Raw genomic sequence first — 3,482 nt, forward strand, 5'->3', positions numbered from 1 at the left:
TGCGCGCGCTGGGCAGCACCGGCCCGGACGCCGACCGCCTCTTCCGCGAGTCGATCGCGTGCCTCGAGCGGACCGGGTCGCGCGTGGACCTCGCCCGCAGCCACCTGCTGTACGGCGAATGGCTGCGCCGCGAGGGCCGCCGCGTGGACGCCCGCGCGCAGTTGCACACGGCCCACGAACTGTTGTCCGCCATGGGTTTGACGGCGTTCGCCGACCGCGCCCGGCGGGAGCTGCTGGCCACGGGGGAGACCGCGCGCAAACGCGTGGCGGAAACCACCGGTGAGCTGACCGCGCAGGAGTTCCAGATCGCCCGGCTGGCCGCCGAAGGCTATTCGAACCCCGAGATCGGCACCCGGTTGTTCCTCAGCCCGCGCACGGTGGAATGGCACCTGCGCAAGATCTTCACCAAGCTGGGGATCAGCTCCCGACGTCAGCTGCGCGACGCCACCCTCGTCACCGCCTGAGCCGTCACATCTCGCGCTCCCAGCTGCCGCGCGTGTCGACGTCCGTGGCATCGGCCAGCGCTTCGAGCTCCGCGATCTCCTCGCCGGTGAGCGCGATGCCTTGCGCCCGCACCAATCCGTCGACGTGATCCGCCTTCGTGACCCCGACGATCGGGGTGGTCCCCTTGGCGATGGCCCAGGCGGTGGCGACGTCGGCGGCGGACGCGCCGCGCTCCTCGCCGATCGCGCCCAGCCGGTCCGTCAGCGCCCGCAGCCGGGGGAGGACGCCGTTGTACACGGCCGCTCGGCTGCTGCCTGCCGGCAACGGGTTGCTCGGGCTGTACCTGCCGGTCAGCGCGCCCTGCTCGAGGACCATGTAGGAGAAGAACCGCACGTCGTGCTCGCGGCAGTGGTCGAGGATGCCCGCGCGCTCGGAGCTCCGGTACAGCAGGCTGTAGTGGTTCTGCACCGCCGCCACCCGGAAGCCGGCCTCGCCGAGGATCTCGTCGGCGAGCGCGATCTCCTTGAGATTGTGGTTCGAGACGCCGACTTGCTTGATCTTTCCGCGGCGCAGCAACGGGATCAGCAGCGGCGTCCACCGGGCCACGTCGGCGGGGTTGTGGATCCAGTACAGGTCCACGTAGTCCGTGCCCAGGCGGTCGAGGCTCTGCTCCAGCATGTCCGCGACCGGGTCGTCGCCGTCGCCCGCGATCTGCGGGGTGAACTTCGTCGACAGCTGGTATTCGCCGCGGTCGTAACCCTTCAGCGCCTGGGCGAGGGCCGTCTCCGAGCGGCCCATGCCGTACACCACCGCGGTGTCCCACAGGGTGAACCCGGCCGAGTGCGCCTGCTCGACGACCTCGCGCAGGCCGGACGCGGTCAGCTGACTGCCGAAGTAGCCGTCGCCCGCTTCGCCGCTGTCTCCCCAGGCCCACGTGCCCAGTGCCACCGTCTTGCTCGTCATGTGCCCTGCTTTCCTGCTCCGGCGGAACCTTCGATGCCCAGGAGACCGCGCCGGCCGGCGGGGGAGAAGGTCGCGTTCATGGGGGGTACGACTTCGACCCCCCTCGCGCCGCGACCGGCGGCTACCGTGGACGGCATGGACCAGCAGCCCGGCAACCGCGGCGAAATCCGGCACTTCCTCGCCAGCCGGCGCGCCAAGATCACCCCGGCGCAGGTCGGGCTGCCGACCAGCACCCGCCGCCGCGTCGCCGGGCTGCGGCGCGAGGAGGTCGCGGTGCTGGCCGGCGTGAGCACGGAGTGGTACACGCGGCTGGAGAAGGGGCACATCGGCGGCGTGTCCGAAGACGTCCTCGACGCGGTCGCCCGCGCCCTGCGGCTGGACGACGACGAACGCACGTACCTGTTCGACCTGGCCCGGGCGTCGCGGCCCAAGAGCCGCACGCCGTCGCGTCGCCGGGACGTCGAGGTCCCGGCGCGGGTCCAGTGGCTGCTCGACTCGATGACGCTGTCCTCGGCGTTCGTCCGCGACGGCCGCACAGACGTCGTCGCCGCCAACCCCCTCGCGCGAGCCCTGTACGCGCCGATGTTCGCTACCGGCGGCCGCCCCAACATCGCCCGCTACATCTTCCTCGACCCCAGCGCACGGGACTTCTTCGTCGACTGGGACGCCGCGGGCGACGCCACCGCCGCCCTGTTGCGCGCGGAGGCCGGGCGCGAGCCCGGCGACCGGGCGCTTCGGGAACTCATCGGGGAGTTGTCGACGCTCAGCCCCGACTTCCGCGGCCGGTGGGCGGAGCACGACGTGCTGATCCGGCATGACGGCGTCAAGCGGTTGCGGCATCCGGATGTCGGTGATCTGGAACTGACATTTCAGTCGCTGGACTTGCCGTTGTCCGGTCGAGCGGTGCACAACCTGGTCACGTACACGGCCGAACCCGGGACCGCGTCCGAGGAGCGGCTCAAGGTCCTCGCGAGCTGGGCAGCCACGCAGTCCCGGGCGGCTGAGCCGTCCCGCCACGCGTCGGCGGACTGAGACCGTGCCGGAAGCGGGTCCGGACGTCGGCGCCGCCGATTGGGCGTGGATCCTGCGGCATCCCACGGTTTTCGAGGATGACGGCCGGATCACTTTCGTCCGTGGCACCGACGTCGAGGCCATCTTCGGAGCGTTCGGCGTGGACGCAACGCAGGCGACACCGCAGAGCCTGACCGACTGCTGGTCACCCGATGGCGCCGCCCACGACGGACGCCGATGCCTGAGGGTGGCCACCTCGGGTGCGTGGTCGGCGGCGATCGAGCCGGTCAGAGCCAGCACGATGCCGGACGCGGGCGGCTCCGCGCTGTCGCACGAAACCGACGTCGTGGTGGCCACCATGAACTTCCTGGGCCAGGGCTGGGTCAGTCACCTCACTCGCGGCCGTCTGCAGTTCGGGCTCGAGGTCGGTCAGGCCTACGACGGCCTGGCCGGTGAGGCCACCGCGCGGTTGGAGCGGCCGATGCGCGATGCCGGCCTGATCGACCGCGAGACACCACGGGACTCGCGCACAGAGTTCGCCACCGCACTCGCGGTGCTGGCGCGGGAGTTCGGATTCAGCTTCTCCGCCGGGCAGATCCGAGGGCCGCTGCCGACGGTGTACTACCCGGCACGCTGAAGACCCCGCGCTCCCGCGGGCGCTCCTTCACCCGCGTGGCTTCCTCCGCGTAACGTCCCCGTGGCGTCGTGCGACTGTCACCCCGGCGGGGCCATCCGGCCCGATACGGGAGGCACGGATGCTCACGGACGGGTCTGACCTGCGCTTGACCGGAGCCGACGCCGAAGCGGATGCCGGGCGGGCGCGGGGCCGGAGTGTGCTCGCCGGGGCGTTCGCCTTGCTGGAAGCGCTCGCCGACGCCGAAGCGGAACTCGGGCTCACCGAGGTCGCGCGCCGGGCCGGGCTGCCGAAGTCGACCACGCACCGGCTGCTCGAGCAGCTGTGCGGGATGGGCGCGGCGGAGCACCGGATCCGCGGCTACGGCGTCGGCCCGATGTTCGGCAGGCTGTGCGAAGGCCGCGGCCGCACCCACGCCTGGCTCCGCGCC

General features: G+C 71.9%; 5 protein-coding genes. 4 read left to right on the forward strand and 1 reads right to left on the reverse strand.

Annotation, left to right across the window (positions count from 1 at the left end; translation table 11 throughout):
- Positions 1 to 464: helix-turn-helix transcriptional regulator (locus tag G3I65_RS17175; protein WP_239071265.1), on the forward strand; the 464-nt coding region annotated here is incomplete at its 5' end.
- 4 nt (positions 465 to 468) lie between these two features.
- On the opposite strand, the gene G3I65_RS17180 is transcribed toward G3I65_RS17175, so the two are convergent.
- Positions 469 to 1,407, reverse strand: coding sequence for an aldo/keto reductase (locus G3I65_RS17180; protein WP_160697015.1), 939 nt, complete (start codon positions 1,405 to 1,407; stop codon positions 469 to 471).
- A 135-nt stretch (positions 1,408 to 1,542) separates the two neighbouring features.
- Between G3I65_RS17180 and G3I65_RS17185 the strand changes: the two genes are divergently transcribed.
- The 3 genes from G3I65_RS17185 to G3I65_RS17195 form a co-directional block, all read left to right on the forward strand.
- Positions 1,543 to 2,439 carry a helix-turn-helix transcriptional regulator gene (locus tag G3I65_RS17185; RefSeq protein WP_160697016.1) on the forward strand — a complete coding sequence of 299 codons (897 nt, stop codon included), beginning with the start codon at positions 1,543 to 1,545 and terminating at the stop codon, positions 2,437 to 2,439.
- A gap of 4 nt (positions 2,440 to 2,443) precedes the next feature.
- A complete protein-coding gene (locus tag G3I65_RS17190) occupies positions 2,444 to 3,055 on the forward strand; it encodes a hypothetical protein (RefSeq protein ID WP_160697017.1) in 612 nt (203 codons plus the stop codon).
- 118 nt (positions 3,056 to 3,173) lie between these two features.
- The coding region (locus G3I65_RS17195) for a helix-turn-helix domain-containing protein (RefSeq protein WP_160697018.1) at positions 3,174 to 3,482 on the forward strand (309 nt) is incomplete at its 3' end.

This window comes from Amycolatopsis sp. SID8362, from assembly GCF_010550475.1.
GTDB classification, from domain to species: domain Bacteria; phylum Actinomycetota; class Actinomycetes; order Mycobacteriales; family Pseudonocardiaceae; genus Amycolatopsis; species Amycolatopsis eburnea.